The organism is Streptomyces sp. NPDC037054 (assembly GCF_055606745.1).
In genome coordinates this window covers 931,714-957,999 of sequence record NZ_JBVJSJ010000001.1, presented here as the reverse complement: position 1 = coordinate 957,999, position 26,286 = coordinate 931,714, and the positions used below count along the sequence as shown (strand labels likewise).

The 26,286-nt window shown below is 70.1% G+C and carries 26 protein-coding genes and 4 tRNA genes; 24 read left to right on the top strand and 6 right to left on the bottom strand.

Annotation, left to right across the window (positions count from 1 at the left end; translation table 11 throughout):
• Positions 1-5 precede the first annotated feature (5 nt).
• The 4 genes from ACZ7D7_RS04220 (at position 6) to ACZ7D7_RS04205 (ending at position 4,668) form a co-directional block, all read left to right on the top strand.
• Complete coding sequence (locus tag ACZ7D7_RS04220) at positions 6-1,580, top strand: NADH-quinone oxidoreductase subunit M (protein WP_470822145.1); 1,575 nt, start codon at positions 6-8, stop codon at positions 1,578-1,580.
• Entirely contained in the window at positions 1,577-3,106 is a 1,530-nt protein-coding gene (locus ACZ7D7_RS04215; RefSeq protein ID WP_470822143.1) for an NADH-quinone oxidoreductase subunit N, read from the top strand. Before ACZ7D7_RS04220 ends, ACZ7D7_RS04215 begins: the two co-directional genes overlap by 4 nt.
• Positions 3,107-3,412: 306 nt before the next feature.
• Positions 3,413-4,273 carry a zinc metalloprotease HtpX gene (gene htpX / locus ACZ7D7_RS04210; protein ID WP_470822141.1) on the top strand — a complete coding sequence of 287 codons (861 nt, stop codon included), beginning with the start codon at positions 3,413-3,415 and terminating at the stop codon, positions 4,271-4,273.
• Complete coding sequence (locus tag ACZ7D7_RS04205) at positions 4,270-4,668, top strand: YccF domain-containing protein (RefSeq protein ID WP_470822139.1); 399 nt, start codon at positions 4,270-4,272, stop codon at positions 4,666-4,668. The genes htpX and ACZ7D7_RS04205 overlap by 4 nt, the downstream gene beginning before the upstream one ends.
• Positions 4,669-4,698: 30 nt before the next feature.
• On the opposite strand, the gene ACZ7D7_RS04200 is transcribed toward ACZ7D7_RS04205, so the two are convergent.
• Positions 4,699-5,943 (bottom strand): APC family permease, encoded by a 1,245-nt coding sequence (locus ACZ7D7_RS04200; RefSeq protein WP_470822138.1) that lies wholly within the window; start codon positions 5,941-5,943, stop codon positions 4,699-4,701.
• A 192-nt stretch (positions 5,944-6,135) separates the two neighbouring features.
• Here ACZ7D7_RS04200 and ACZ7D7_RS04195 point away from each other — a divergent pair, with 192 nt between their 5' ends.
• Positions 6,136-6,402 (top strand): GlsB/YeaQ/YmgE family stress response membrane protein, encoded by a 267-nt coding sequence (locus ACZ7D7_RS04195; protein WP_470822136.1) that lies wholly within the window; start codon positions 6,136-6,138, stop codon positions 6,400-6,402.
• A gap of 64 nt (positions 6,403-6,466) precedes the next feature.
• On the opposite strand, the gene ACZ7D7_RS04190 is transcribed toward ACZ7D7_RS04195, so the two are convergent.
• Positions 6,467-6,955, bottom strand: coding sequence for a YajQ family cyclic di-GMP-binding protein (locus ACZ7D7_RS04190; RefSeq protein ID WP_279548946.1), 489 nt, complete (start codon positions 6,953-6,955; stop codon positions 6,467-6,469).
• A gap of 234 nt (positions 6,956-7,189) precedes the next feature.
• On the opposite strand from ACZ7D7_RS04190, the gene ACZ7D7_RS04185 reads away from it, so the two are divergent.
• Positions 7,190-7,271 (top strand) — tRNA-Tyr (locus ACZ7D7_RS04185).
• A gap of 129 nt (positions 7,272-7,400) precedes the next feature.
• On the top strand, positions 7,401-7,613 hold the full coding sequence (locus ACZ7D7_RS04180) for a hypothetical protein (RefSeq protein WP_470822135.1): 213 nt from the start codon (positions 7,401-7,403) through the stop codon (positions 7,611-7,613).
• 28 nt (positions 7,614-7,641) lie between these two features.
• On the opposite strand, the gene ACZ7D7_RS04175 is transcribed toward ACZ7D7_RS04180, so the two are convergent.
• Complete coding sequence (locus ACZ7D7_RS04175; RefSeq protein WP_470822133.1) at positions 7,642-8,298, bottom strand: SDR family oxidoreductase; 657 nt, start codon at positions 8,296-8,298, stop codon at positions 7,642-7,644.
• 125 nt (positions 8,299-8,423) lie between these two features.
• Positions 8,424-9,677, bottom strand: a complete 1,254-nt coding sequence (locus ACZ7D7_RS04170) for an amidohydrolase family protein (protein ID WP_470822132.1) — start codon at positions 9,675-9,677, stop codon at positions 8,424-8,426.
• Positions 9,678-9,936: 259 nt separating this feature from the next.
• Here ACZ7D7_RS04170 and ACZ7D7_RS04165 point away from each other — a divergent pair.
• From ACZ7D7_RS04165 to ACZ7D7_RS04125, 9 genes are all read left to right on the top strand, one after another.
• Positions 9,937-10,009, top strand: a tRNA-Thr gene (locus tag ACZ7D7_RS04165).
• A gap of 46 nt (positions 10,010-10,055) precedes the next feature.
• A tRNA-Met gene (locus ACZ7D7_RS04160) sits at positions 10,056-10,128 on the top strand.
• 88 nt (positions 10,129-10,216) lie between these two features.
• Positions 10,217-10,381 (top strand): 50S ribosomal protein L33, encoded by a 165-nt coding sequence (gene rpmG, locus ACZ7D7_RS04155; RefSeq protein ID WP_003948671.1) that lies wholly within the window; start codon positions 10,217-10,219, stop codon positions 10,379-10,381.
• A gap of 109 nt (positions 10,382-10,490) precedes the next feature.
• On the top strand, positions 10,491-10,943 hold the full coding sequence (locus tag ACZ7D7_RS04150; RefSeq protein WP_470822130.1) for an FAS1-like dehydratase domain-containing protein: 453 nt from the start codon (positions 10,491-10,493) through the stop codon (positions 10,941-10,943).
• A gap of 8 nt (positions 10,944-10,951) precedes the next feature.
• Complete coding sequence (locus ACZ7D7_RS04145) at positions 10,952-11,380, top strand: MaoC family dehydratase (RefSeq protein ID WP_470822458.1); 429 nt, start codon at positions 10,952-10,954, stop codon at positions 11,378-11,380.
• Between the two features lie 117 nt (positions 11,381-11,497).
• Positions 11,498-12,070, top strand: a complete 573-nt coding sequence (locus ACZ7D7_RS04140) for a TetR/AcrR family transcriptional regulator (RefSeq protein ID WP_470822128.1) — start codon at positions 11,498-11,500, stop codon at positions 12,068-12,070.
• Positions 12,071-12,154: 84 nt separating this feature from the next.
• Entirely contained in the window at positions 12,155-13,594 is a 1,440-nt protein-coding gene (locus ACZ7D7_RS04135) for an MFS transporter (protein ID WP_470822127.1), read from the top strand.
• Between the two features lie 115 nt (positions 13,595-13,709).
• Positions 13,710-14,090 (top strand): DUF3291 domain-containing protein, encoded by a 381-nt coding sequence (locus ACZ7D7_RS04130; protein ID WP_470822125.1) that lies wholly within the window; start codon positions 13,710-13,712, stop codon positions 14,088-14,090.
• A gap of 86 nt (positions 14,091-14,176) precedes the next feature.
• A complete protein-coding gene (locus ACZ7D7_RS04125; RefSeq protein WP_470822123.1) occupies positions 14,177-15,232 on the top strand; it encodes a UDP-N-acetylmuramate dehydrogenase in 1,056 nt (351 codons plus the stop codon).
• Positions 15,233-15,265: 33 nt separating this feature from the next.
• On the opposite strand, the gene ACZ7D7_RS04120 is transcribed toward ACZ7D7_RS04125, so the two are convergent.
• Complete coding sequence (locus ACZ7D7_RS04120; protein ID WP_470822122.1) at positions 15,266-16,297, bottom strand: adenosine deaminase; 1,032 nt, start codon at positions 16,295-16,297, stop codon at positions 15,266-15,268.
• 130 nt (positions 16,298-16,427) lie between these two features.
• A complete protein-coding gene (locus ACZ7D7_RS04115; RefSeq protein ID WP_470822121.1) occupies positions 16,428-17,654 on the bottom strand; it encodes a pyridoxal phosphate-dependent aminotransferase in 1,227 nt (408 codons plus the stop codon).
• Between the two features lie 305 nt (positions 17,655-17,959).
• Between ACZ7D7_RS04115 and ACZ7D7_RS04110 the strand changes: the two genes are divergently transcribed.
• From ACZ7D7_RS04110 to rpoB, 8 genes are all read left to right on the top strand, one after another.
• Positions 17,960-18,032, top strand: a tRNA-Trp gene (locus ACZ7D7_RS04110).
• Between the two features lie 108 nt (positions 18,033-18,140).
• Positions 18,141-18,428 carry a preprotein translocase subunit SecE gene (gene secE, locus ACZ7D7_RS04105; RefSeq protein WP_470822119.1) on the top strand — a complete coding sequence of 96 codons (288 nt, stop codon included), beginning with the start codon at positions 18,141-18,143 and terminating at the stop codon, positions 18,426-18,428.
• Between the two features lie 80 nt (positions 18,429-18,508).
• Positions 18,509-19,333, top strand: a complete 825-nt coding sequence (gene nusG, locus ACZ7D7_RS04100) for a transcription termination/antitermination protein NusG (protein WP_470822117.1) — start codon at positions 18,509-18,511, stop codon at positions 19,331-19,333.
• Positions 19,334-19,509: 176 nt separating this feature from the next.
• Positions 19,510-19,944 (top strand): 50S ribosomal protein L11, encoded by a 435-nt coding sequence (gene rplK / locus ACZ7D7_RS04095; RefSeq protein ID WP_006130605.1) that lies wholly within the window; start codon positions 19,510-19,512, stop codon positions 19,942-19,944.
• A gap of 80 nt (positions 19,945-20,024) precedes the next feature.
• Complete coding sequence (gene rplA / locus ACZ7D7_RS04090) at positions 20,025-20,750, top strand: 50S ribosomal protein L1 (protein ID WP_279548933.1); 726 nt, start codon at positions 20,025-20,027, stop codon at positions 20,748-20,750.
• Between the two features lie 408 nt (positions 20,751-21,158).
• Positions 21,159-21,689, top strand: coding sequence for a 50S ribosomal protein L10 (gene rplJ, locus ACZ7D7_RS04085; RefSeq protein WP_470822116.1), 531 nt, complete (start codon positions 21,159-21,161; stop codon positions 21,687-21,689).
• Between the two features lie 114 nt (positions 21,690-21,803).
• On the top strand, positions 21,804-22,193 hold the full coding sequence (gene rplL / locus ACZ7D7_RS04080; RefSeq protein WP_470822114.1) for a 50S ribosomal protein L7/L12: 390 nt from the start codon (positions 21,804-21,806) through the stop codon (positions 22,191-22,193).
• 545 nt (positions 22,194-22,738) lie between these two features.
• Positions 22,739-26,224, top strand: a complete 3,486-nt coding sequence (rpoB, locus tag ACZ7D7_RS04075) for a DNA-directed RNA polymerase subunit beta (protein WP_470822112.1) — start codon at positions 22,739-22,741, stop codon at positions 26,222-26,224.
• Positions 26,225-26,286 lie beyond the last annotated feature (62 nt).

Genomic DNA, 26,286 nt, shown 5'->3' with positions numbered 1-26,286 from the left:
CAGGCGTGATCGATATCAACGAGTCCGTGATGCAGTTCCTTCTCGCGTTCGTCGTCGTCGGCCCGCTCCTCGGGGCCGCCGCCGCTCTCCTGCCGGCCCCGCCCGGACTGAAGGGGAAGTCGCCCGAACAGGCCGTCCTGCGGCACGGCGTCACCGTCACCGGCGCCGTGCTCCTCGCGGCGGTCGTCCTCGCGCTCGGCTTCGACCACGACCAGCCGTCGAAGATGCAGGCAAGCACGGACATCAGCTGGATCCCCGCGCTCGACGTGCGGATCCACCTCGGCATCGACGGCATTTCCCTCCCCCTTCTGGTCCTGACCGCGCTGCTGACCTTCCTCTGCGCGCTCTACTCGTACTTCAAGCTGCCCGCGGGCCCGACCCCGAAGGCGTTCGTCGCCCTGCTGCTCGTCCTCGAGTCCGGCACCCTCGCCACCTTCGCCGTCCTCGACCTGCTGCTGTTCTTCCTCGCCTTCGAGATGGTCCTCATCCCGATGTACTTCCTCATCGCCCGCTGGGGCGGCGAGGGCCGGGCCGAGGCCGCCTGGAAGTTCATCCTCTACACGCTGCTCGGCTCGGTCGTCATGCTGCTCGGCCTGCTCCTGATCGGTCTCAGGGCGGGCACATTCGACATGGTGGCACTCGCCACTGACAACGGCCGGTCGCTGACCACATCCGTGCAGGTCATCGCCGTTCTGGCGATCGGGATCGGGCTCGCCGTGAAGACGCCGATGTGGCCGCTGCACAGCTGGCTGCCCGACGCCCACACCGCCGCCCCGACCGTCGGCTCGGTCCTCCTCGCCGGCGTCCTGCTGAAGATGGGTACGTACGGATTCGTCCGGATCCTGCTGCCCGTCGCGCCCGACGGCTTCCGCACCTTCGCGCCGTACCTCGCCGCCTTCGCCGTCGTCGGCATCATCTACGGCTCCCTGGCCTGCCTGGCCCTCGCCCGGCGCGGCGCCAAGGGCGACCTCAAGCGCCTCATCGCCTACTCCTCCGTCGGCCACATGGGCTTCGTCCTGCTCGGCATCGCCACCATGACGCCCACCGGCGTCAACGGCGCCCTGTTCGCCAACGTCGCCCACGGCCTCATCACCGGCCTGCTGTTCTTCCTGGTCGGCGCCCTCAAGGACCGCACCGGCAGCACCGACCTCGACACCCTCGCCGAACAGACCGGCGCCGCCCTCTACGGCCGGGCCCCGCGCCTGGGCGCCCTCCTCGCCTTCGGCGCCGTCGCCTCCCTCGGCCTGCCCGGACTCGCCGGGTTCTGGGGGGAGATGCTGGCCCTGTTCGGCGCGTTCGACCCCGCCGAGGGCCTCAGCCGCCCCGCCTTCCTCACCTTCATGGCCATCGGCGCGTTCGGCACGCTGCTGACGGCCGCGTACCTCCTCGTCGTGGTCCGCCGCGTCTGCATGGGCGCCGCCCCGCAGGACGCGCCCCGCCTCGCCGACGTCCGGGCGTACGAGTTCGCGGCCTGGACCCCGCTCGTCGTCCTCACCCTCGTCGCAGGCCTGTGGCCCAAGGCCCTCCTCGGCCTGACCGACCCGGCCGTGCAGCAGCTCCTCGCAGGAGGCACCCGATGAGCTCCCTGGCCCAGGGACCGGCACTCGCCCAGTCCGTCGTCCAGTCGGTCGACTGGCTCGCCATCGCGCCGCCCACCCTCGTGGCGGTCGTCGGCCTGGCCGTCCTCGTCGCCGACCTGTTCGTGCCCGAAGGCCGCAAGGCGGTCCTCGGCTGGGCGTCCGTCGCCGGACTCGCCGCCTCCACGGCCCTCCTGCTGCCCCTCCTCGACGGCGACCGCAGCACCTTCTGCCAGACCGGCGACCCCGGCGTCTGCAGCTACACCGCCGACCACTTCACCCTGGTCGTCCAGTTCCTGGTTCTCGGTGGCGCCCTCCTCGCCGCCCTGCTGTCCGTCACGGCGCTCAAGGACGACGCCGAGCGGCTCCCCGCGGGCGAGTTCTGGTTCCTGCTGCTGTCCAGCGCGGCCGGCGCCGCCCTGCTGCCCGCCTCCCGCGACCTCGCGACCCTGATCGTCGCCCTGGAGGTCGCCTCCCTGCCCGCGTTCGCCCTCGTCGGCCTCAGGCACGGCGACCGCAGGTCCTCCGAGGCCGCCCTGAAGTTCTTCCTCTCCTCGGTCACCGCGACCGCGGTCAGCCTCATGGGCATCAGCTTCGTCTACGCCTCCACCGGCACCCTCTACCTCACCGAGATCGCCGAACGCATCCAGCAGGTCGACGGGCAGCTCCACACCCTCGCCCAGACCGGCGTCGTCCTCACCCTCGTCGGCTTCGCCTTCAAGACGGCCGCCGTCCCCTTCCACTTCTGGGTCCCCGACACCTACGTCGGCGCCCCCCTGCCGATCGCCGCCTACCTGTCCGTCGTCGGCAAGGCCGTCGGCTTCACCGGCCTGATCCTCGTCACCGTCGTCGCCCTCCCGTCGTACGCCCACGTCTGGGGCCCGGCCATGGCCGCGCTCGCCGCGCTCACCATGACCATCGGCAACGCGGGCGCCCTGCGCCAGCAGGCCACGCGCGCGTACAGCGCCGTACGCCTGCTCGCCTGGTCGTCCGTCGGACAGGCCGGCTACCTCCTGGTGCCGGTCGCCGCCGCGGCGTACTCCGACGACGCCGAACGCTCCATCGGCTCCACCGTCGCCTACGCGCTCATGTACGCCGCCGTGAACCTCGGCGCCTTCGCGGTCGCCGCCCTCGTGGGCCGCACGCGCGCGTACAACCGCCTCACCGACTACCGCGGCCTGTACGCGACGAACCCCGTGGCCGCCCTGCTGCTGGCGTTCTTCCTGCTCTGCCTCGCCGGGCTTCCGCCGGGCATCATCGGCCTGTTCGCGAAGGTCGCCGTCTTCTCCGCGGCCGTCGACGCCGGCCTCGGCTGGCTCGCCGTCGTCATGGCCGTCAACGTCGTCGTCGCGCTGTTCTACTACCTCCAGTGGACGGCCCTGCTGTTCCGCGCCCCCGAGGGCGAGGCCGTCCGGCACCGCGTCCCCGCCCCGCTCACGGCGGCGCTCGCCCTGACCGCCGTCATCGGCGTCGCCCTGTCCGGCGCGCCCCAACTGGTCCTGCGCTTCGCGGACACCGGCCTCTTCTAGCGCGGACACCGGCCTCTTCTAGCGCGGACACCGGCCTCTTCCAGAGCGGACACCGGCCTCTTCCAGAGCGGACGCCCCCCTTCCGGCACGAGCTCACCCGGACGGCCGACGCCCCCCTCCGCGCGCGTCGGGGAACCGGCGGCCCTCGCCTGGCGTTGACCAGTAGGGAAGGGTCCACTGGACGTGTCACCACGCCACCAGTGGTGCCACGCACAGGCAGAGCAGCACCGATCAAGCACACCGACCAGCACCGACCAGCAGCGACCAGCAAAGGGTTCCCCTGCCGCACCACTTGGAGGGCGTACCGTGCACCGCCGGCACAACGGGCTCAGGACCGCAGTACTCCTCGGGGGACTGTCCGCACTCATCATCGTCATCGGCAGCTTCTTCGGCCGAGTCGGGCTCGTCGTCGCCGTTCTCGTCGCGCTGGGCACCAACGCCTACGCGTACTGGAACAGCGACAAGCTGGCGCTACGCGCGATGCGCGCACGCCCGGTGAGCGAATTCGAGGCCCCCGCGCTCTACCGCATGGTCCGCGAGCTCTCCACGCAGGCCCGCCAGCCCATGCCCCGCCTCTACATCTCCCCGACGGAGGCGCCCAACGCCTTCGCCACCGGCCGCAACCCGCGCAACGCCGCGGTGTGCTGCACCGACGGCATCCTCCGCCTGCTCGACGAGCGCGAGCTGCGCGGCGTCATCGGGCACGAGCTGAGCCACGTCTACAACCGCGACATCCTGATCTCGTCGGTGGCCGGCGCCCTCGCCTCGGTGATCATGTTCCTGGTCAACTTCGCCTGGCTGATCCCCATCGGCCGCTCGGACGACGAAGACGGCCCCGGCCTGCTCGGCATGCTGCTGATCATGATCCTGGGCCCGCTCGCCGCCACCCTCATCCAGCTCGCGATCAGCCGCTCCCGCGAGTACGAGGCCGACGCGTCCGGCTCCCAGCTCACGGGCGACCCGCTCGCCCTCGCCAGCGCCCTGCGCAAGCTCGACGCGGGCACGAAGCAGCTTCCGCTGCCGCCCGAGCCCCGGATCGAGACCGCGAGCCACATGATGATCGCGAACCCCTTCCGTCCCGGCCAGGGACTGTCGAAGATGTTCTCCACACACCCACCCATGGCCGAGCGCATCGCCCGGCTCGAAAGGATGGCAGGCCCTCGGTGAAGACAATTCTCAACGTCATCTGGCTCGTCTTCAGCGGGTTCTGGCTGTTCCTCGGCTACGTACTCGCCGGCGCGCTCCTGTGCGTGACCATCATCGGCATCCCGTTCGGCATAGCGGCCTTCCGCATCGGCGTCTACGCGCTGTGGCCCTTCGGGTACGCGGCGGTCGAGCGCCGGGACGCGGGCGCGGCGTCCTGCGTGGGCAACGTCCTGTGGCTGGTCCTCGCGGGCTGGTGGCTGGCCCTCGGCCACATCGTCACCGGCCTCCTGCTGTGCGTCACGATCATCGGCATCCCGCTGGGCATCGCCAACTTCAAGCTCATCCCGGTCTCGCTGACCCCGCTGGGCCGCGAAGTCGTCCGCACCGACCAGCAGTTCGCCAGAACGGCCTGGTGACGCCGGGCGGCGGTCACGCGCGCGTGCGTGTCACCGCCGCCCCCTCCACCGCCGTACGCCGTACACCGCCGCGCCGACGGCCAGCACGCTCGCACCCACGGCCACGGACGTCGCCGGCAGCGCGAACGCGAGCACCGCGCAGCCGACGAGCCCGACGACCGGCACCACACGCGCCCGTGGGGCCGCGTCCAGCGTCCAGGCCGACGCGTTGGCCACCGCGTAGTACGCCAGCACCCCGAAGGACGAGAACCCGATCGCCCCGCGCACGTCCACCGTGGCGGCCAGCACGGCGACCACCGCGCCCACGGCCAACTCCGCGCGGTGCGGCACCTGGAAGCGCGGGTGCACGGCCGCCAGCGGGGCGGGCAGGTGCCGGTCCCGGGCCATCGCCAGCGTCGTACGCGAGACGCCCAGGATCAGGGCGAGCAGCGAGCCCAGCGCGGCCACGGCGGCGCCCGCGCGGACCACCGGCTCCAGCTCCGGCACACCGGCGGCACGCACCGCGTCGGCCAGCGGCGCGGTCGCGCTGCCGAGGCCGCCCGACCCCAGGACGGAGAGGACGGCGACCGCCACGCACGCGTACACGGCCAGCGTGATGCCGAGGGCGAGCGGAACGGCGCGCGGAATCGTCCGCGCCGGATCCCGCACCTCCTCGCCGAGCGTGGCGATGCGCGCGTACCCGGCGAACGCGAAGAACAGCAGACCGCCCGCCTGCAGCACCCCGCCGACCCCGCCGGACGTCCCGATGTCCAGCCGCCCCGCCTCGGACTCGCCCGACCCGAGGCACACGACCACCACGGCGGCCAGGACCGCCAGCACCACGGCCACGATCACCCGCGTCAGCCAGGCGGACTTCTGGACGCCGCCGTAGTTCACCGCGGTCAGCGCGACCACGGCCGCGACCGCGACGGCGTGCGCCTGCCCCGGCCAGACGTACGCGCCGACGGTGAGGGCCATCGCCGCGCAGGACGCCGTCTTGCCGACGACGAACGCCCAGCCGGCCAGGTAGCCCCAGAACTCCCCGAGCCGCTCGCGCCCGTACACGTACGTGCCGCCCGAGGCCGGGTACCGGGCGGCCAGCCGCGCCGACGAGGAGGCGTTGCAGTAGGCGACGACGGCGGCGGCCGCGAGCCCGAGGAGCAACCCGGAACCGGCGGCGCGCGCGGCGGGCGCGAGGGCGGCGAAGATGCCGGCGCCGATCATCGAGCCGAGCCCGATGACCACGGCGTCCGCGACGCCGAGCGTGCGCCGCAGTTCAGGACCGGTGGAAGTCATGGCCGCACCCTACTGATCCGGCCCACCCGGCCAGGCGACCACCAGGTGCCGCGCGGACGTCCTCTCGGCCGGCACGTGATGACGGCGGCATGAACGACGCCCGGGGCGGGCCAGGACAGGACAGGACCAAGATCACACGGAGCGGGACCGGCGGGGCGGCTTGTTCGCAGCGGGAAGGGGCAGGGTCACGGCATGACGTTCATCAGCTGGATCATCCTGGGGCTGCTGGCGGGAGCCATCGCCAAGTTCCTGCTGCCGGGCCGCGACCCGGGCGGACTGGTCGGCACGACCGTGATCGGCGTCGCGGGCGCGTTCCTCGGCGGCTGGATCTCGGCCCGCTGGCTGGACCACCCGATCACCCGGGACTTCTACGACGGCGCGACCTGGGCGGCGGCCATCGGCGGCGCGCTGGTCCTGCTGATCGGCTACCGCCTGTTGTTCGGCCACTCCCGCGACTGAGGCGGCGGCCTGCCCGGTTGAGGAACGGGGTGGGCACCACGGCGGCCGGCGCCCACCCGACGGACTAGCGGTAGTTCACGAACTGCAGCGCGAAGTCGAAGTCCTTGCCCTTGAGCAGCGAGATGACGGCCTGGAGGTCGTCACGGCTCTTGGAGCTGACGCGCAGCTCGTCACCCTGCACCTGGGCCTTCACGCCCTTCGGGCCCTCGTCACGGATGATCTTCGCCACCTTCTTCGCGTTCTCCTGGGAGATGCCCTCCTCGATCGAGGCGAAGATCTTGTACTCCTTGCCGGAGAGCTGGGGCTCACCGGCGTCCAGCGCCTTCAGCGAGATGCCGCGCTTGACCAGCTTGGACTGGAAGACGTCGAGAACGGCCTTCACCCGGTCCTCGGAGTTCGCCTCCATGAGGATCTTCTCCCCGGACCACGAGATCGAGGCACCCACGCCCTTGAAGTCGTAGCGCTGCGAGATCTCCTTGGCGGCCTGGTTGAGGGCGTTGTCGACCTCCTGCCGCTCGACCTTCGAGACGATGTCGAAACTGGAGTCGGCCATGTCCTGTGGCTCCTTGTATCGGGGTGCGTATCGGGTGCGTACCGGGCGCGGACCGGCGTACGTGGGGTGGCCGCCGGTCCCGGTGGGGACCCGGGCCGCATCCGCACAAGACTAGCCACCCCCGGCCTCCCGGACGCCGATCAATCGGGTGGCGAAGCACCCCTCCGCATCGGGTATTGTTTACGTCGTTGCCACGGAGCACCGCCGAAAGGCGGTTCGAAGGGCAGCAACCCCGGCGGTGTGCCCGAGCGGCCAAAGGGAGCAGACTGTAAATCTGCCGGCTTCGCCTTCCCAGGTTCGAATCCTGGCGCCGCCACACTTGAGGAGACCCCCTCCGAACTGCGGAAACGCAGCGCGGAGGGGGTCTCCTCGTTCTCGTCGTGTCCGGGGGCACCCCGGGGAATCCGTTCGTGAGACCCCCTGTCGGCCGGGGCACACTGATCTCATGTCCACGCCACGCAGACCGTGCCCCGAGTGCCGTCGTGAGATCGCTGTCGTCGCCGGGCGGTTCGCGCGGCACGATCCGCCCGGGGCCCGTGAGCAGGGTGAGCTGGTGTCCTGTCCGGGGTCCCGGCGGCAGGCCCGACTGGGCGTGCCGCAGCCCACCTTGGACGGGTACGTCGTGCCGGACTTTCCCGGGCAGCTGCCGCTCTTCTAGGCGCCCTTCCAGGCGCCGGCCGACAACCTCAGTTGCCCGCCACCGACTTCACCGCCACCGACACCGGCGTCGAACCGCCGACCAGTTCCAGCGTCAGGCCGGCCGTCGACGACGTCTCCACCAGCTCCGCCAGGACGGCTGCCACGTCGTCGCGCGGGACCGGGCCGCGGCCCGTGTGCGCCTCCAGCCGGACGAGGCCGGTTCCGGCGTCGTCCGTCAGTGAACCCGGGCGCAGGATCGTCCAGTCGAGGCCCTTCAGGCGCTGCACGTACGCGTCGGCCTCGCCCTTCGCCCGCAGGTACACGTCGAAGATCTCGCGGCCCTCGTGCTTCGGGTTGGCCCCCATCGACGACACGACGACCAGGCGCCCCACACCCGCCCGCACCGCCGCGTCCGCGAACAGGACCGCCGCGCCCTTGTCCACCGTGTCCTTGCGGGCCGCCCCGCTGCCCGGCCCCGCGCCCGCCGCGAACACCGCCGCGTCCGCGCCCCGCAGCGCCTCGGCGACTTCCTCGACCGACGCCGACTCCAGGTCGAGCACGACCGGTTCGGCGCCGGCCTGCCGCAGATCGCCGGCCTGTTCCGGCTTGCGGATGATGCCCGCGACCTCGTCCCCGCGCGCGGCGAGCAACCGCTCCAGCCGCAGCGCGATCTGACCATGACCACCAGCGATGACAATGCGCATGTCTCCGACCGTACGCCCGCCCCGCCCCGTCCGCCGTGCGACTTCGGCCATCCCGCCCCCGACCCGCCTCGCCCGCTCTCCGGCAGGACGCACCCCCCATGGAGCCCCCCGCTTCGAACTCCCCGCTACGAAACCTCTCCCCGCCCCTGCCGCGGCAGCCCCAGCTCCGTCGAGCCCGCCGTGTTGCAGTACTCCCGCACCGCGCTGGTCCGTGCCACCACGCGCCCCCGGTGCACCACGATGCGGCTGTACGCCAGTGACAGCGCGCCCGCCAGGCCCTCGCCGCGCACCGCCAGCAGCTCGGCGGGGAAACCCGCCTCCACCCGGACCTCGGGCAGTCCCAGCACCGCCCGTGCCGACGAACTCACGGCGTCGTACGCCTCCTCGGGCCGCAGCCCGCACCGTGAGGCCAGCAGGTACGCCGCCTCCAGCGGGTCCCCGCGGCCCACCGGGTTGGACAGGTCCCGCAGTGCCCCGCTCCCGGCCGCCAGCCGCACCCCGGCGGCCCGCAGCAGCCGTACCGGCGCCGCGCCCTGCCGGTCGGCGCTCCCGCAGCCGCCCTGCGGCAGGCACACCACCGTGACGCCCGCCGCCGCGAGCTGGTCCGCCGTGCGGGAGGCCAGCTCGGACGGCAGGCGGCTCAGGCCCGCGCACGGGCCGAGCGTCACGCCGGGACGCAGTCCGCCCGCCATCGCCGCGAGCCGCGCGAGGCGGGCCGGGTCGTCGGCGTCGGTGTGCAGGTCGACGGGGCAGCCGTGCTCGGAGGCGACCTCCAGCACGGCCTCGACGTAGCCGGTCGGGTCGGGGTCGAGGTCCGGGCAGCCGCCCACCACCGTGGCGCCCATCTTCACGGCGTCCCGCAGCACCGCGAGCCCTTCCGCCCCCGCCACCCCGGTCAGCACCCGGGGGACGGCGACCGTGGTCAGCTCGGCCAGCCCGCGCAGCGCCCGCCGGGCCCGGAGGACGGCGCCGAGCGCGCCGAGGCCCTGCACGTCGCCGACGCGCACGTGTGCCCGTACCGCCGTGGCCCCGTGCCCGAGTTGCAGCAGCGTGGCCTCCGTGGCGCGGCGCTGCACGTCGTCGGCGTCGTACGTCACCGGGCCGGCCGCGTCGGCCGTGAGCGCGGTGTCGCCGTGGGCGTGCGGCTCGGCGGGGGCCGGCAGGAGGAGGTAGCCGCCGAGGTCGACCCGGGCGCCGCGGGTGCCGGCCGGCGACAGGCTGCCCGCCGTGCCGACCGCCTCGATGCGTCCGCCGCCCAGCCGTACGTCCACGGTCCGGCCGTCGGTCAGGCGCGCCCCGCACAGCAGGAGCGAGGCCGGTTCGTCCGGGCCCGACGAGGACGACGACGAATGCGGTGGCTGCGGCTGGCTGTCGGGCATCGCGCTCCTGGATCTCGGGGGGCTGCGCTGGGGGAGGACGCAAGATCACGCAGAGTGGGTCGAGCCTAGGACGGCGACCCGGCCGCGGCGCGCAGGAGCGCAATAGTCGTACCGGCGTGGCACGCCGTCCGGCGCGGCCGGAAACCGGTACGGCAGGGGCAGTTGAGGTGCGCGGGAAGGCGGTCCGGGGCAGGTCCGGCGGACGCCGCGAAACGGATTTGGGGGAACCGCTGCCCACCGTGTAATGTCTTCATCGCTCGCCCCAATAGCTCAGTCGGCAGAGCGTCTCCATGGTAAGGAGAAGGTCTACGGTTCGATTCCGTATTGGGGCTCTGGTGTGAGAGGTTCCCGCCGCGAGGCGGGGCCCGATCGCATCCAAGCGGTGTAGCTCAGTCGGTAGAGCAAGCGGCTCATAATCGCTGTGTCACCGGTTCAAGTCCGGTCACCGCTACTCTCAGTAGCCGATTGCGGGGTCGGTCCTTCGATCGGCTACTCTTCTTGCGTTAATACAGTCAATCCGTTCGTCAAGGAGCACTCACGTGGCTGCCACCGACGTCCGCCCGAAGATCACGCTGGCCTGCGTGGAGTGCAAGGAGCGGAACTACATCACCAAGAAGAACCGGCGTAACAACCCGGACCGTCTTGAGATGAAGAAGCACTGCCCGCGTTGCAACGCGCACACCGCGCACCGCGAAACGCGATAAAACAGGCTCGTACACGAGGCCGCCCCCGCAGTCGGGGGGCGGCCTCGCGTCGTTCCCGGCCCCGGTTACCGGCCGGTTCATCAGAGAAGACAGCAGGAGGTGCCGAGCCATGGCGCTCGACCAGTCCTTCGTGGGGCGGAGCTACCCGCCTACCGAGGCCTACGAGGTGGGCCGGGAGAAGATCCGTGAGTTCGCGGAGGCGGTGGGGGACGCCAACCCGGCGTACACGGACCCGGAGGCCGCCAAGGCGCTCGGGCACCCGGACGTCATCGCTCCGCCGACGTTCGTGTTCGCGATCACGTTCAAGGCCTCGGAGCAGGTCGTGCAGGACCCGCAGCTGGGGCTCGACTACAGCCGGGTGGTGCACGGCGACCAGAAGTTCGCCTACGCCAGGCCGGTGCGGGCCGGTGACCGGCTGTCGGTCACCCAGACCATCGAGTCGGTCAAGTCGATGGCGGGCAACGACATCCTGGACGTCCGTGGCGAGGTCCACGACGAGGCCGGGGAACTCGTCGTGACCGCGTGGACGAAGCTGGTCGCGCGCGCGGCCGAGGGGGCGTGAGCATCACCATGACGGCGAAGATCGCGTACGCCGACGTCGAGGTCGGCACCGAACTGCCCGCCCAGTCCTTCTCCGTGACGCGCGACACGCTCGTCCGGTACGCGGGCGCGTCGGGTGACTTCAACCCGATCCACTGGAACGAGAAGTTCGCCAAGGAGGTCGGACTGCAGGACGTCATCGCGCACGGCATGTTCACCATGGCCGAGGCGATCCGCGTCGTCACCGACTGGACCGGTGACCCGGGCGCGGTCGTCGAGTACGGCGTCCGCTTCACCCGGCCCGTCGTCGTCCCCAACGACGACAAGGGCGCCGTGATCGAGGTCACCGGAAAGGTCGGGGCCAAGCTGGACGACAACACGGTCCGCGTCGACCTGACGGCGACCAGCGGCGGCCAGAAGGTGCTCGGCATGTCGCGGGCGGTCGTACGGCTCGCCTGATCGTGACTTTGTGTAAGGGGCGCCCTTCCCTGGAGGGCGCTCCTTACGTGTTTCAGGACACGTGACGTGTTCCCGAACGCTTGACGTAGTTAGTGATTGAGTACTAACTTCGTATTCATGGTCAGGATGAGCGCAGAAGAGAGGCGTGAGAGCGTCATCCGCGCGGCGATCACGGAATTCGCGCAGAACGGCTACCACGGCACCTCCACCGAGGCGATCGCCAAGCGGGTGGGTGTCTCGCAGCCGTATCTCTTCCGGCTCTTCCCGGGCAAGAAAGCGATCTTCCTGGCGGCGACCGAGCGCTGCATGCGGGACATGCGGCGGCTGTTCGAGGAAGCCGCCCAGGGGCTGGAGGGCGAGGAGGCCCACCACGCCATGGGAGAGGCGTACGCGCGGCTGATCTCCGAGCGGCCCGAGCGGCTGCGCATGCAGTTGCAGACCTTCCTCGCGGTCGCCGTCGCCGAGGCGGCGGGGGATCACGAGTTCGGCGAGATGGTGCGCAAGGGCTGGATGGAGATCTGGGACAGCGTGCACCTGCCGCTCGGGGCCGACGCCGGCGAGACCACGACCTTCATGGCGTACGGAATGCTGATCAACACCCTGTCCGCCATGGGCTTCCCGCCCGGCCACCGGGTGTGGGAGGGGCTCGACACCACGGCCCGCGTGAAGCGGGAGGTCGAGGGCGCATAGCGACCCTCATGAGGGGCCGCACGCCGAGGCTCTGTCACACCCACAGAAGTTAGTCATTGATAACTAACACCCCACGGGGGAGCGATGTCACAGCACACGGAGCAACGCCGCGGGGGGACCGCCTGGGCCCTCGCCCTCACCAGCGTCGCCGGATTCATGGCGGCCCTCGACAACCTCGTCGTCACCACCGCGCTGCCCTCGATCCGCGAGGACCTCGGCGGGGCGCTGCACGACCTCGAATGGACCGTGAGCGCCTACACGCTCACCTTCGCGGTCCTCCTCATGTTCGGCGCCGCCCTCGGCGACCGCTTCGGACGGCGTCGCCTCTTCATGGCCGGCATCACCGTCTTCACCGCGGCCTCGGCCGCCGCGGCCATGGCACCCGGCATCGACTCCCTCATCGCCGCCCGCGCGGTCCAGGGCGTCGGCGCGGCCGTCATGATGCCGCTGACGCTGACCCTGCTGACGGCGGCCGTGCCGGCCGAGCGGCGCGGGATGGCGTACGGCATCTGGGGCGCTGTGAACGGCCTCGCCGTTGCCTCCGGACCGCTGGTCGGCGGCAGCCTCACCGAACACATCTCCTGGCAGTGGATCTTCTGGCTGAACGTCCCGCTGGGCCTGGTCCTCGTGCCGCTCGCCCGGCTCCGCCTCGCCGAGTCCCACGGCACCGGCGCCCCGCTCGACCTCCCCGGCACCCTGCTCGCCAGCGGCGGCCTCTTCGGGCTCGTCTACGGACTGGTGCGCGGCCCGGTCGACGGCTGGACCGGTCCGGTCGTGATGACCGGCCTGTTCGCCGGGGCGGCGCTGCTCGTCGGGTTCGTCCTCTACAGCACCCGCGCCAGGAACCCCATGCTGCCGATGCGGTTGTTCCGCTCCCGCGCGTTCGCCGGCATCAACGCGGCGAGCCTGCTGATGTTCCTCGGCATGTTCGGCTCGATCTTCCTGCTGAGCCAGTACATGCAGGGCGTCCTCGGCTACTCGCCCACCGAGGCCGGCCTGCGCATGCTGCCCTGGACCGGCATGCCGATGCTCGTCGCGCCCGTCGCGGGCATCCTCTCCGACCGCATCGGCGGCCGCCCCGTCGTCGCCACCGGGCTCTTCCTCCAGGCCGCCGGCCTCGGCCAGCTCGCCCTCGTGGCCACCGTCGACGCGTCCTACGCCGCCCAGCTGCCCGGCCTCGTCCTCGGCGGCGTCGGCATGGCGCTGTTCTTCGCGCCCGCCTCGAACCTCGTGATGTCCAGCGTCCGCGCGAAGGAACAGGGCATCGCCTCCGGCGCCAACAACGCGCTGCGCGAGGTGGGCGGCGCACTAGGCATCGCCGTCATGGCGTCGATCTTCTCGGCGCAGGGGGGCTACGAGTCCGGCCAGGCCTTCGTCGACGGGCTGCGGCCGGCGCTGGTCACCGGAGCCGCGGTCGTCGCCCTCGCCGGTGTCGCCGCGCTGCTGATCCCGACCAGGCGGAGCGCGGCGCGCGCGGCGGTCCCGAAGGAGCCGGAGCGGGTGCCGGAACCGGCCATCCGCTGACGCGCCGACCGGCCCGCAGCCCGAGCGCGCGACTCAGCATCACCGATCACCGACCGCAACCCGCGCCAGGCGTCACCGACCGCACACCACCGACGCACACCACCCAGGAGGAACCATGCCCACCCTTCCCTGGACCAGCCCGAACCCGGCGCCGACCGGTGCGGAGGTCCACGTGTTCGCCTCCCGCTTCGAGACCCGCACCCTGTGGGGGGCGCTGAAGTTCCTCGCCGGTACGCCCGCCGTGTGGCGGCAGGTGAGCCGGGCGCCCGGGGCGTACGGGGCGACGCTCAGGGCGGCGCCGTTGCGCAGGACGTTCTGGACGCTGTCCGCGTGGGAGTCGCCCGCGGCGCTCAAGGACTTCGCCCGCTCCGGCGTCCACGCGCCGACGTCCCGGAAGCTGTCCGGCCAGATGCGCGACTCGCGGTTCGTCCGCTGGCAGGTGACGAGCGACGAGCTGCCGCTCGACTGGGACGACGCCATCCGGCGTCTGACGTGACCACGCGTGCGTGCGGCCCCGCCCTCGTCGCCGGGCCGCACGCACGCGTGCCGGGGCTGTCGGTGCCGTCTCGTAGTCTTGGGCCCGTGCAGGAACTCCACGACGCCCCCCTCGCCCCGCTGACCACCTTCCGGCTGGGCGGCCCCGCGACCCGGCTGGTCACCGCCACGACCGACGCCGAGGTGATCGCGGCCGTCCGCGACGCCGACGCCACGGGCACGCCGCTGCTGATCATCGGCGGCGGATCGAACCTGGTCATCGGCGACAAGGGCTTCGAGGGCACCGCGCTCGTCATCGCCACCAAGGGCTTCGAGCTGGACGGCACGCGCCTGGAGCTGGCCGCCGGAGAGGTGTGGACCGACGCCGTCGCCCGCACCGTCGAGGCCGGACTCGCCGGCGTCGAGTGCCTCTCCGGCATCCCGGGCTCGGCCGGCGCGACGCCCATCCAGAACGTGGGGGCGTACGGCCAGGAGGTCTCCTCCACGATCACCGAGGTGATCGCCTACGACCGCGAGGCGGGCGAGACGGTCACCCTGCGGAACGAGGACTGCGACTTCTCGTACCGCCACAGCCGCTTCAAGGCCGGCCCCGAGCGGTACGTCGTGCTGCGGGTCCGGTTCGAGCTGGAGGACGCCGGGGGCCTGTCGGGTCCGATCAAGTACGCGGAGACCGCCCGCGCCCTTGGTGTCGCTCCCGGCGAGCGCGTGCCGCTGGCCACCGCTCGGGAGACGGTTCTGAAGCTGCGGGCCGGGAAGGGCATGGTCCTGGACCCCGAGGACCACGACACGTGGTCGGCCGGGTCCTTCTTCACGAACCCGATCCTCACGGCGGAGCAGTTCGCCGTGTTCCACGCGCGCGTGAAGGAGCGGCTCGGCGCGGACGCGGAGCCGCCCGCCTATCCGGCGGGGGAGGGGCGGACGAAGACCTCCGCGGCGTGGCTCATCGACAAGGCGGGGTTCACGAAGGGGTACGGCGGCGGCGCGGCGCGGATCTCCACGAAGCACACGCTGGCCCTCACCAATCGCGGTGACGCCAGCACGGAGGACCTGCTGGCGCTCGCCCGCGAGGTGGTGGCCGGCGTGCGGGAGGCCTTCGGCGTCACGCTGGTCAACGAGCCGGTGATGGTCGGCGTGAGCCTCTAGCACGGGGTTCGCGCGGTCCGGCGCAGGGCTCCGTCAAGCCGTCAGCCACCTGTCGATGTCCGCCAGGAGTTCCGACTTCACCGGCTCCGGGGCCGCCGAGCCACGGACCGACTGACGGGCCAGTTCCGCCAGTTCCGCGTCAGAGAAGTCGTGGTGGTGGCGGGCCAGTTCGTACTGGGCCGCCAGGCGGGAGCCGAAGAGGAGCGGGTCGTCCGCGCCCAGGGCGAGCGGGACCCCCGCGTCGAACAGCCGCCGCAGCGGCACGTCCTCCGGCTTCTCGTACACGCCCAGCGCCACGTTCGACGCCGGACACACCTCGCACGTCACGCCCCGGTCCGCCAGCCGCTTCAGCAGGCGCGGATCCTCCGCCGCCCGCACGCCGTGCCCGATCCGATGCGCCCCGAGGTCGTCCAGGCAGTCCCGCACCGACGCCGGGCCGGTCAGCTCGCCCCCGTGCGGCGCCGACAGCAGACCGCCCTCGCGGGCGATCGTGAACGCCCGGTCGAAGTCCCGCGCCATGCCGCGCCGCTCGTCGTTCGACAGCCCGAAGCCGATGACACCCCGGTCCGCGTAGCGCACCGCAAGCCGGGCCAGCGTCCGCGCGTCCAGCGGATGCTTCATGCGGTTCGCCGCCACCAGCACCCGCATCCCGAGCCCCGTGTCCCGCGACGCGGTCTCGACCGCGTCCAGGATGATCTCCAGCGCCGGGATCAGCCCGCCCAGACGCGGCGCGTACGACGTCGGGTCGACCTGGATCTCCAGCCACCGGGACCCGTCCCGCAGGTCCTCCTCCGCGGCCTCGCGCACCAGCCGCTGGATGTCCTCGGGCTCCCGCAGGCACGAGCGGGCCGCGTCGTACAGCCGCTGGAAGCGGAACCAGCCCCGCTCGTCCGTCGCCCGCAGCTGCGGCGGTTCCCCGCTCGTCAGGGCCTCGCTCAGCGTGTCCGGCAGACGGACGCCGTACTTGTCGGCCAGTTCCAGCACGGTTCCCGGCCGCATCGAACCGGTGAAGTGCAGGTGCAGATGGGCCTTCGGCAGCTCAGAGAGATCACGTACACGCTCCATCCCAGGATCCTGCCGTACGTTTCCGCCGTCCCGGTAGCGGTTTCCCCTTTCGTGGTCTTGCTCGCACAAACAAGCGGGGCCACCGCCTCCGGAAATCCGGAAGTGGTGGCCCCGCGGCCGGAGGCGGACGTCAGTCCCGGGCCTCCGCCAGCAGCTTCTGGATCCGGCTCACGCCCTCGACGAGGTCCTCGTCCCCGAGCGCGTACGACAGCCGCAGGTACCCGGGCGTACCGAACGCCTCACCCGGGACGACCGCGACCTCGACCTCCTCCAGGATCAGCGCGGCCAGCTCGACCGTGTTCCGCGGGCGCTTGCCGCGGATCTCCTTGCCGATCAGCTCCTTGACCGACGGGTAGGCGTAGAACGCGCCCTCGGGCTCCGGGCAGACCACGCCGTCGATCTCGTTGAGCATCCGCACGATGGTCCTGCGGCGCCGGTCGAAGGCCTCCCGCATCGTCGCGACGGCGTCCAGGTCGCCGGAGACGGCGGCGAGGGCCGCGGCCTGCGCGACGTTCGAGACGTTGGACGTGGCGTGCGACTGGAGGTTCGTCGCGGCCTTCACGACGTCCTTCGGGCCGATGATCCAGCCGACCCGCCAGCCGGTCATGGCGTACGTCTTGGCGACGCCGTTGACGACGACGCACTTGTCGCGCAGCTCGGGCAGGAGCGCGGGCAGCGACGTGAAGGTCGCGTCGCCGTAGACGAGGTGCTCGTAGATCTCGTCGGTCAGCACCCACAGCCCGTGCTCGACGGCCCAGCGGCCGATCGCCTCGGCGTCGGCCCGGCTGTAGACGGCGCCGGTCGGGTTCGACGGCGAGACGAAGAGGACGACCTTGGTCTTCTCGGTGCGGGCGGCCTCCAGCTGCTCGACCGAGACGCGGTAGCCGGTGGTCTCGTCGGCGACGACCTCGACGGGGACACCGCCGGCGAGCCGGATCGACTCGGGGTACGTCGTCCAGTACGGGGCCGGGACGATGACCTCGTCGCCCGGGTCGAGGATCGCGGCGAACGCCTCGTAGATCGCCTGCTTTCCGCCGTTGGTCACCAGGATCTGGGCCGGGTCCACCTCGTAGCCGGAGTCGCGCAGCGTCTTCGCGGCGATGGCGGCCTTCAGCTCGGGCAGGCCGCCGGCCGGCGTGTAGCGGTGGTACTTCGGGTTCTTGCAGGCTTCGATCGCCGCTTCGACGATGTAGTCCGGCGTCGGGAAGTCCGGCTCACCCGCGCCGAAGCCGATCACCGGACGCCCGGCGGCCTTGAGGGCCTTGGCCTTGGCGTCCACGGCGAGGGTGGCGGACTCGGAGATCGCGCCGACTCGGGCGGAGACCCGGCGCTCGGTGGGAGGGGTTGCAGCGCTCATGGGGCCATCGTTTCAGACCGGAAACTCCAGCGGCACGGGGGTTTCACAGACTGAACAGGACCGGGCAAAGGCCTGAACATCAGTCCGTATCCACCGCGGGTTCACCGCTGCCCACCCCCGCCGACACGGCGATCTTCCGCCATCCCGGGGCCCGCCGGGCCGGTTCGAAGAGCCGCGCGGCCACTTTCTGTTCGACGCCCGGCCCCGGAACACGTACACTCTCACCTCGTTGGCCTTCAGCGGGTCGCGCTCATCCGGTGCACACCGAGCACCCGGGTGTATGCGGTACGTTGGGGGGCACACAAAGGGTCGTAGCTCAATTGGTAGAGCACTGGTCTCCAAAACCAGCGGTTGGGGGTTCAAGTCCCTCCGGCCCTGCTACACACACCTTCGCCAGGATGTGTGCGCATGTACGTACAGCATTGCACCGCCGTGCGGCTCAGACCGGGCGCGGCACGGCCACGACCCGGAATCAGGTGAGGACGCGTGACGGACGCCGTGGGCTCCATCGACATGCCTGATGCCCAGGACGAGGCGCCGGACTCCAAGAAGAAGTCCCGCAAGGGCGGCAAGCGGGCCAAGAAGGGTCCCCTGAAGCGTCTCGCGCTGTTCTACCGCCAGATCGTCGCGGAACTCCGCAAGGTCGTCTGGCCGACGCGCAGCCAGCTGACGACGTACACGACCGTGGTGATCATCTTCGTGGTCATCATGATCGGCCTGGTGACCGTGATTGACTATGGGCTCAGCAACGCCGCCAAGTACGTCTTCGGCTGAGCACACAGCGAAGAGCGCCGAGGTACCCGGCGCTCCTTTCGCATGTTCCACCCCTATGTATCCAGGAAGAAGCAGCCACCGTGTCTGACCCGAACGTGAACGACGCCATCGAGCCTGCCGAGTCCGTCGAGGACGAGCTCGACACCGTCGAGGGCGCGGACAGCGAGGACACCGAGGCCTCCGCGGAGGTCGAGGCTGCCGACGCCGTCGCGGACGAGCCCGCGGAGGCCGAAGAGGCCGACGCCGAGGCCGCCGAGGAGGAGTCCGAGGCCGAGCCCGAGGACACCCGCGACCCGATCGAGAAGCTCCGCGACGAACTGCGGGTCCTGCCCGGCGAGTGGTACGTCATCCACACGTACGCCGGCTACGAGAACCGCGTGAAGACCAACCTGGAGCAGCGCGCCGTCTCGCTGAACGTCGAGGACTACATCTTCCAGGCCGAGGTGCCGCAGGAAGAGGTCGTCCAGATCAAGAACGGCGACCGCAAGACCATCAAGCAGAACAAGCTCCCGGGCTACGTCCTCGTCCGCATGGACCTGACGAACGAGTCCTGGGGCGTCGTCCGCAACACCCCCGGCGTCACCGGCTTCGTGGGCAACGCCTACGACCCGTACCCGCTGACCCTGGACGAGATCGTCAAGATGCTCGCGCCGGAGGCCGAGGAGAAGGCCGCCCGCGAGGCCGCCGAGGCCGAGGGCAAGCCGGCTCCGCAGCGCAAGGTCGAGGTCCAGGTGCTGGACTTCGAGGTGGGCGACTCGGTCACCGTCACCGACGGGCCGTTCGCCACGCTGCAGGCGACGATCAACGAGATCAACCCGGACTCGAAGAAGGTCAAGGGTCTCGTCGAGATCTTCGGCCGCGAGACCCCGGTCGAGCTGTCCTTCGACCAGATCCAGAAGAACTGAGTCGTCAGTCTTCCGGACCCACCGCTTCCGAACAGGTCAGACAGGCTCTCGCAGCATGTCTGACCTGCTCGGTTTTTGGCCGCGCATGGATACCCGTTATCGTTGTGCGGTATGCCTCCGTCCGGATGATCCGGACCGGTAGGCGGAAAAACTCTCACTAGGACCCGGAGAGAGCAATGCCTCCCAAGAAGAAGAAGGTCACGGGGCTCATCAAGCTCCAGATCCAGGCCGGTGCCGCCAACCCGGCCCCGCCGGTCGGCCCCGCGCTGGGCCAGCACGGCGTGAACATCATGGAGTTCTGCAAGGCGTACAACGCCGCGACCGAGTCGCAGCGTGGCTGGGTGATCCCGGTGGAGATCACGGTCTACGAGGACCGTTCCTTCACCTTCATCACCAAGACGCCGCCGGCCGCCAAGATGATCCTCAAGGCCGCGGGCGTGGAGAAGGGCTCCGGCGAGCCGCACAAGACCAAGGTCGCGAAGATCACGCGCGACCAGGTCCGCGAGATCGCCACCACCAAGATGCCCGACCTCAACGCCAACGACCTGGACGCCGCCGAGAAGATCATCGCCGGCACCGCCCGTTCCATGGGCGTCACGGTCGAGGGCTGACCCCACCCCGTCACCAAGCAGAAGTGTGGAAGGGCCTGCTCGGCCCGGACCACGACTCCTAAGAATCCACAGGAGCAGTAGTGAGCAAGCGCAGCAAGTCCCTTCGCGCTGCGGACGCCAAGATCGACCGGGAGAAGCTGTACGCCCCGCTCGAGGCCGTCCGTCTCGCCAAGGAGACCTCCACGACCAAGTTCGACGGCACCGTCGAGGTCGCCTTCCGTCTGGGTGTCGACCCGCGCAAGGCCGACCAGATGGTCCGTGGCACCGTGAACCTTCCGCACGGCACCGGTAAGACCGCCCGGGTCCTGGTCTTCGCGACCGGTGACCGTGCCGAGGCCGCGCGTGCCGCGGGCGCTGACATCGTCGGCGCCGACGAGCTCATCGACGAGGTGTCGAAGGGCCGTCTGGACTTCGACGCCGTTGTCGCCACCCCGGACCTCATGGGCAAGGTCGGCCGCCTCGGCCGCGTGCTCGGTCCGCGTGGTCTGATGCCGAACCCGAAGACGGGCACCGTGACGCCGGACGTCACCAAGGCCGTCAACGACATCAAGGGCGGCAAGATCGAGTTCCGCGTCGACAAGCACTCGAACCTGCACTTCATCATCGGCAAGGTGTCCTTCGACGACACCAAGCTGGTGGAGAACTACGGCGCCGCGCTGGAGGAGATCCTCCGTCTGAAGCCGTCCGCCGCCAAGGGTCGTTACATCAAGAAGGCCGCCATCACCACCACGATGGGCCCCGGCATTCCGCTCGACCCGAACCGCACCCGCAACCTCCTCGTCGAGGAGGACCCGGCCGCGGTCTGAGCCTGAGGCTCACCACGTCGGACGACGGGCCCCGCACCTTTCGAGGTGCGGGGCCCGTTCTCCTTTTTCCGGCGCCGTAGGGACGTTTCTCCGGCGCCGTAGGGGCGTTTCTCCGGCGTCGTAGGAGCGGATTTGCTTGACAGCCGTGCGGTCACGTACGCTCCTACAGAAGCCAAAGACCGCTGGTCGTTGCCGTGCGCTCGTCAGAGGGCGCGGTGGCCGAAGGATCCGCTGAACTGCGGACGACCCGCGCAGGTGACTGTGGAAGAACTCCCGGAGTGCGCTCGTGGAAGCGTGCGTGCGCCCGGTCGAGTCCGCCCCGTGCGCCTGCGCCGGGGCGTTTCGTTTTCCCTCAGTCCTCCTTCGGGTCCGCGCGGTCCGAATCACCCGGAAGGAGGCCGAGGCTCTATGGCGAGGCCCGACAAGTCCGCCGCGGTTGCCGAGCTGACGGACAAGTTCCGCAGCTCGAACGCCGCCGTGCTGACCGAGTACCGCGGTCTCACCGTGGCGCAGCTGAAGCAGCTGCGCCGGTCGCTCGGTGAGAACGCCCAGTACGCCGTGGTGAAGAACACGCTGACCAAGATTGCGGCCAACGAGGCCGGGATCACGACGCTGGACGACCAGTTCAATGGTCCGACGGCTGTCGCCTTCATCACCGGTGACCCGGTGGAGTCGGCGAAGGGTCTGCGCGACTTCGCCAAGGACAACCCGAATCTCGTCATCAAGGGCGGTGTCCTTGACGGCAAGGCGCTGTCCGCCGACGAGATCAAGAAGCTTGCGGACCTCGAGTCCCGCGAGGTTCTGCTCTCCAAGCTGGCCGGTGCCATGAAGGGCAAGCAGTCCCAGGCTGCCTCTGTCTTCCAGGCGCTGCCCTCGAAGCTCGTCCGCACCGTGGACGCGCTCCGTGCCAAGCAGGACGAGCAGGGCGGTGCCGAGTAATTCGGCTCGCTTTCCGATCCTCGCCGCCTGAGGCGAGGGTCGATGCGGGCCCGACGTACGCCCGCCTCACCCCGTACATCCGGCACCTGCCGATTTAGTGGAAGGACCGCCATCATGGCGAAGCTCAGCCAGGAAGACCTGCTCGCGCAGTTCGAGGAGATGACCCTCATCGAGCTCTCCGAGTTCGTGAAGGCCTTCGAGGAGAAGTTCGACGTCACCGCCGCCGCGGCCGCCCCGGTCGTCGTCGCGGGTGGCGGCGCTGCCGCCGGTGGCGCCGAGGCCGCCGAGGAGAAGGACGAGTTCGACGTCATTCTCACCGGCGCCGGCGACAAGAAGATCCAGGTCATCAAGGTCGTGCGTGAGCTGACCTCCCTGGGCCTGAAGGAGGCCAAGGACCTCGTCGACGGCACCCCGAAGCCGGTCCTCGAGAAGGTCAACAAGGAGCAGGCCGACAAGGCCGCCGAGGCCCTCAAGGGCGCCGGCGCGGCCGTCGAGGTCAAGTAAGACCTCTCGGGTCCCCTGGACCTGTAACGCCTCAGCACCGAGGAGCGATCATCCAACCGGGTGGTCGCTCTTCGGCGTTTCCGAGGCCCGGCGGCGGCTGCCTTGCACCTGTGGCGGTGCGGAGTATGGTGATCTTCGTCGTGCCTCCGAGGGCCAGGAAGACACCGGGCGGCAACCAGTTTGGGCAAGGGGGCCCTTGACGAACCGGACGCAGCGCGCGATTCTCAGGACGCGTCGCCAGAAGGATCCGAATCCGAGGCATGGATCGGCGACGAAGAGGGCAGTATCACCGTGCGTTGAGGGCAGGGCCTTGTCGCAGGAGTTGAGAACAACGAGGGTCTCACAAACCCGCACTGGACATCAGTGTGCCAAGTGGCTACACTGACCCTTTGCGCTGCCTGTTAGCTGCCCCCTGCCCGTCACCAGGGGTCTGCCCTCACTTCAGCACCGACGAAAAGATCGTCTCTGACCTGGGACTCTTGTCTGTGCATGGGTGAGGGGCCGGTACGCGCGTAGTGAGTCCGAGCCCTCGGAAGGACCCCCTCTTGGCCGCCTCGCGCAACGCCTCGACCGCGAATACGAACAACGCCGCCAGCACCGCCCCGCTGCGCATCTCTTTTGCAAAGATCAAGGAGCCCCTCGAGGTTCCGAACCTTCTCGCGCTGCAAACCGAGAGCTTCGACTGGCTGCTCGGCAACGACGCGTGGAAGGCTCGCGTCGAGGAGGCTCTCGAGAACGGGCAGGACGTCCCCACCAAGTCCGGTCTGGAGGAGATCTTCGAGGAGATCTCCCCGATCGAGGACTTCAGCGGGTCGATGTCGCTGACCTTCCGCGACCACCGTTTCGAGCCGCCGAAGAACTCGATCGACGAGTGCAAGGAGCGCGACTTCACGTACGCGGCCCCGCTCTTCGTCACCGCCGAGTTCACGAACAACGAGACCGGCGAGATCAAGTCCCAGACGGTCTTCATGGGCGACTTCCCGCTCATGACCAACAAGGGCACCTTCGTCATCAACGGCACCGAGCGTGTCGTCGTCTCGCAGCTGGTGCGTTCGCCCGGCGTCTACTTCGACTCCTCCATCGACAAGACGTCCGACAAGGACATCTTCTCCGCCAAGATCATCCCGTCCCGGGGTGCCTGGCTGGAGATGGAGATCGACAAGCGCGACATGGTCGGTGTCCGCATCGACCGCAAGCGCAAGCAGTCCGTCACCGTCCTCCTGAAGGCGCTCGGCTGGACCACCGAGCAGATCCTCGAGGAGTTCGGCGAGTACGAGTCCATGCGCGCCACCCTGGAGAAGGACCACACCCAGGGCCAGGACGACGCGCTGCTCGACATCTACCGCAAGCTGCGCCCGGGCGAGCCCCCGACGCGCGAGGCGGCGCAGACCCTGCTCGAGAACCTCTACTTCAACCCGAAGCGCTACGACCTCGCGAAGGTCGGCCGCTACAAGGTGAACAAGAAGCTCGGCGCGGACGAGCCGCTGGACGCCGGTGTGCTCACCACCGACGACATCATCGCCACCATCAAGTACCTGGTGAAGCTGCACGCCGGTGAGACCGAGACGACCGGCGAGTCCGGCCGCTCGATCATCGTCGAGACCGACGACATCGACCACTTCGGCAACCGCCGCATCCGCAGCGTCGGCGAGCTGATCCAGAACCAGGTCCGTACGGGTCTCGCCCGTATGGAGCGCGTCGTGCGCGAGCGCATGACCACCCAGGACGTCGAGGCGATCACGCCGCAGACCCTGATCAACATCCGGCCGGTCGTCGCCTCCATCAAGGAGTTCTTCGGCACCAGCCAGCTGTCCCAGTTCATGGACCAGAACAACCCGCTGTCGGGCCTGACGCACAAGCGTCGTCTCAACGCCCTCGGCCCGGGTGGTCTGTCCCGTGAGCGGGCCGGCTTCGAAGTCCGTGACGTGCACCCCTCGCACTACGGCCGCATGTGCCCGATCGAGACGCCCGAAGGCCCGAACATCGGTCTGATCGGCTCGCTCGCCTCCTACGGCCGGGTCAACGCGTTCGGTTTCATCGAGACGCCGTACCGCAAGGTCGTCGACGGCCAGGTCACCGACGACGTCGACTACCTGACCGCCGACGAGGAAGACCGCTTCGTCATCGCCCAGGCCAACGCGCCGCTGACCGACGAGCTCCGGTTCGCCGAGGCCCGCGTCCTGGTCCGCCGCCGCGGCGGCGAGGTCGACTACGTCGCCGGTGACGACGTGGACTACATGGACGTCTCGCCGCGCCAGATGGTGTCGGTCGCGACCGCCATGATCCCGTTCCTCGAGCACGACGACGCCAACCGTGCCCTCATGGGCGCGAACATGATGCGCCAGGCCGTGCCGCTGATCCAGTCCGAGGCGCCGCTCGTCGGCACCGGCATGGAGTACCGCTCCGCGGTCGACGCCGGCGACGTCGTCAAGGCCGAGAAGGACGGTGTGGTCCAGGAGGTCTCCGCGGACTACATCACCACCGCCAACGACGACGGCACGTACATCACGTACCGCCTGGCCAAGTTCTCCCGGTCCAACCAGGGCACCTCGGTCAACCAGAAGGTCATCGTCAACGAGGGCGACCGGATCATCACCGGTCAGGTCCTCGCCGACGGCCCCGCCACGCAGAACGGCGAGATGGCGCTCGGCAAGAACCTGCTGGTCGCGTTCATGCCGTGGGAGGGTCACAACTACGAGGACGCGATCATCCTGTCGCAGCGCCTCGTGCAGGACGACGTCCTCTCCTCGATCCACATCGAGGAGCACGAGGTCGACGCCCGTGACACCAAGCTCGGCCCCGAGGAGATCACCCGGGACATCCCGAACGTCTCCGAGGAGGTCCTCGCCGACCTCGACGAGCGCGGCATCATCCGCATCGGTGCCGAGGTCGTCGCCGGTGACATCCTCGTCGGCAAGGTCACGCCCAAGGGTGAGACCGAGCTGACGCCCGAGGAGCGCCTGCTGCGCGCGATCTTCGGTGAGAAGGCCCGTGAGGTCCGTGACACCTCGCTGAAGGTGCCGCACGGCGAGATCGGCAAGGTCATCGGCGTCCGCGTCTTCGACCGCGAAGAGGGCGACGAGCTGCCCCCGGGCGTGAACCAGCTGGTCCGCGTCTACGTGGCGCAGAAGCGCAAGATCACCGACGGTGACAAGCTCGCCGGCCGCCACGGCAACAAGGGCGTCATCTCCAAGATCCTGCCGATCGAGGACATGCCGTTCCTGGAGGACGGCACCCCGGTCGACATCATCCTCAACCCGCTGGGTGTGCCCTCCCGAATGAACCCGGGACAGGTCCTGGAGATCCACCTCGGCTGGCTCGCCAGCCAGGGCTGGGACGTCTCCGGCCTCGCGGACGAGTGGGCCCAGCGCCTCCAGGCCATCGGCGCCGACCAGGTCGACCCGCGCACCAACGTGGCGACCCCGGTCTTCGACGGTGCCCGCGAGGACGAGCTCGCCGGTCTGCTGGAGCACACCATCCCGAACCGCGACGGCGACCGCATGGTCCTGCCGTCCGGCAAGGCGCGGCTGTTCGACGGCCGTTCGGGTGAGCCGTTCCCGGACCCGATCTCCGTCGGCTACATGTACATCCTGAAGCTCCACCACCTGGTCGACGACAAGCTGCACGCCCGCTCGACCGGTCCGTACTCGATGATCACCCAGCAGCCGCTGGGTGGTAAGGCCCAGTTCGGTGGCCAGCGCTTCGGTGAGATGGAGGTGTGGGCGCTGGAGGCTTACGGCGCCGCGTACGCCCTCCAGGAGCTGCTGACCATCAAGTCCGACGACGTCACCGGCCGCGTGAAGGTCTACGAGGCCATCGTCAAGGGCGAGAACATCCCTGAGCCCGGCATCCCCGAGTCCTTCAAGGTGCTCATCAAGGAGATGCAGTCCCTGTGCCTCAACGTGGAGGTGCTGTCCTCGGACGGCATGTCCATCGAGATGCGCGACACCGACGAGGACGTCTTCCGCGCTGCGGAGGAGCTTGGCATCGACCTGTCCCGGCGTGAGCCGAGCAGCGTCGAAGAGGTCTGACGGGAGTCCGGCCGGGCTCGTCATGAGCCCGGCCGGCCCCAGGACCCCCGTATCAGACCCCA

What these genes read in the sequence shown, in the direction of transcription:
- ACZ7D7_RS04140 (WP_470822128.1), top strand. Translation starts at nt 11,498, where the DNA reads ATGGTCAGGATGAGCGCAGAAGAGAGGCGTGAGAGCGTCATCCGCGCG.
- ACZ7D7_RS04180 (WP_470822135.1), top strand. Translation starts at nt 7,401, where the DNA reads ATGTCCACGCCACGCAGACCGTGCCCCGAGTGCCGTCGTGAGATCGCT.
- ACZ7D7_RS04130 (WP_470822125.1), top strand. Translation starts at nt 13,710, where the DNA reads ATGCCCACCCTTCCCTGGACCAGCCCGAACCCGGCGCCGACCGGTGCG.
- ACZ7D7_RS04115 (WP_470822121.1), bottom strand. Translation starts at nt 17,654, where the DNA reads ATGAGCGCTGCAACCCCTCCCACCGAGCGCCGGGTCTCCGCCCGAGTC.
- rplJ (WP_470822116.1), top strand. Translation starts at nt 21,159, where the DNA reads ATGGCGAGGCCCGACAAGTCCGCCGCGGTTGCCGAGCTGACGGACAAG.
- ACZ7D7_RS04215 (WP_470822143.1), top strand. Translation starts at nt 1,577, where the DNA reads ATGAGCTCCCTGGCCCAGGGACCGGCACTCGCCCAGTCCGTCGTCCAG.
- ACZ7D7_RS04195 (WP_470822136.1), top strand. Translation starts at nt 6,136, where the DNA reads ATGACGTTCATCAGCTGGATCATCCTGGGGCTGCTGGCGGGAGCCATC.
- ACZ7D7_RS04190 (WP_279548946.1), bottom strand. Translation starts at nt 6,955, where the DNA reads ATGGCCGACTCCAGTTTCGACATCGTCTCGAAGGTCGAGCGGCAGGAG.
- ACZ7D7_RS04175 (WP_470822133.1), bottom strand. Translation starts at nt 8,298, where the DNA reads ATGCGCATTGTCATCGCTGGTGGTCATGGTCAGATCGCGCTGCGGCTG.
- ACZ7D7_RS04150 (WP_470822130.1), top strand. Translation starts at nt 10,491, where the DNA reads ATGGCGCTCGACCAGTCCTTCGTGGGGCGGAGCTACCCGCCTACCGAG.
- rplL (WP_470822114.1), top strand. Translation starts at nt 21,804, where the DNA reads ATGGCGAAGCTCAGCCAGGAAGACCTGCTCGCGCAGTTCGAGGAGATG.
- ACZ7D7_RS04145 (WP_470822458.1), top strand. Translation starts at nt 10,952, where the DNA reads ATGACGGCGAAGATCGCGTACGCCGACGTCGAGGTCGGCACCGAACTG.
- ACZ7D7_RS04200 (WP_470822138.1), bottom strand. Translation starts at nt 5,943, where the DNA reads ATGACTTCCACCGGTCCTGAACTGCGGCGCACGCTCGGCGTCGCGGAC.
- ACZ7D7_RS04170 (WP_470822132.1), bottom strand. Translation starts at nt 9,677, where the DNA reads ATGCCCGACAGCCAGCCGCAGCCACCGCATTCGTCGTCGTCCTCGTCG.
- ACZ7D7_RS04120 (WP_470822122.1), bottom strand. Translation starts at nt 16,297, where the DNA reads ATGGAGCGTGTACGTGATCTCTCTGAGCTGCCGAAGGCCCATCTGCAC.
- rplK (WP_006130605.1), top strand. Translation starts at nt 19,510, where the DNA reads ATGCCTCCCAAGAAGAAGAAGGTCACGGGGCTCATCAAGCTCCAGATC.
- ACZ7D7_RS04135 (WP_470822127.1), top strand. Translation starts at nt 12,155, where the DNA reads ATGTCACAGCACACGGAGCAACGCCGCGGGGGGACCGCCTGGGCCCTC.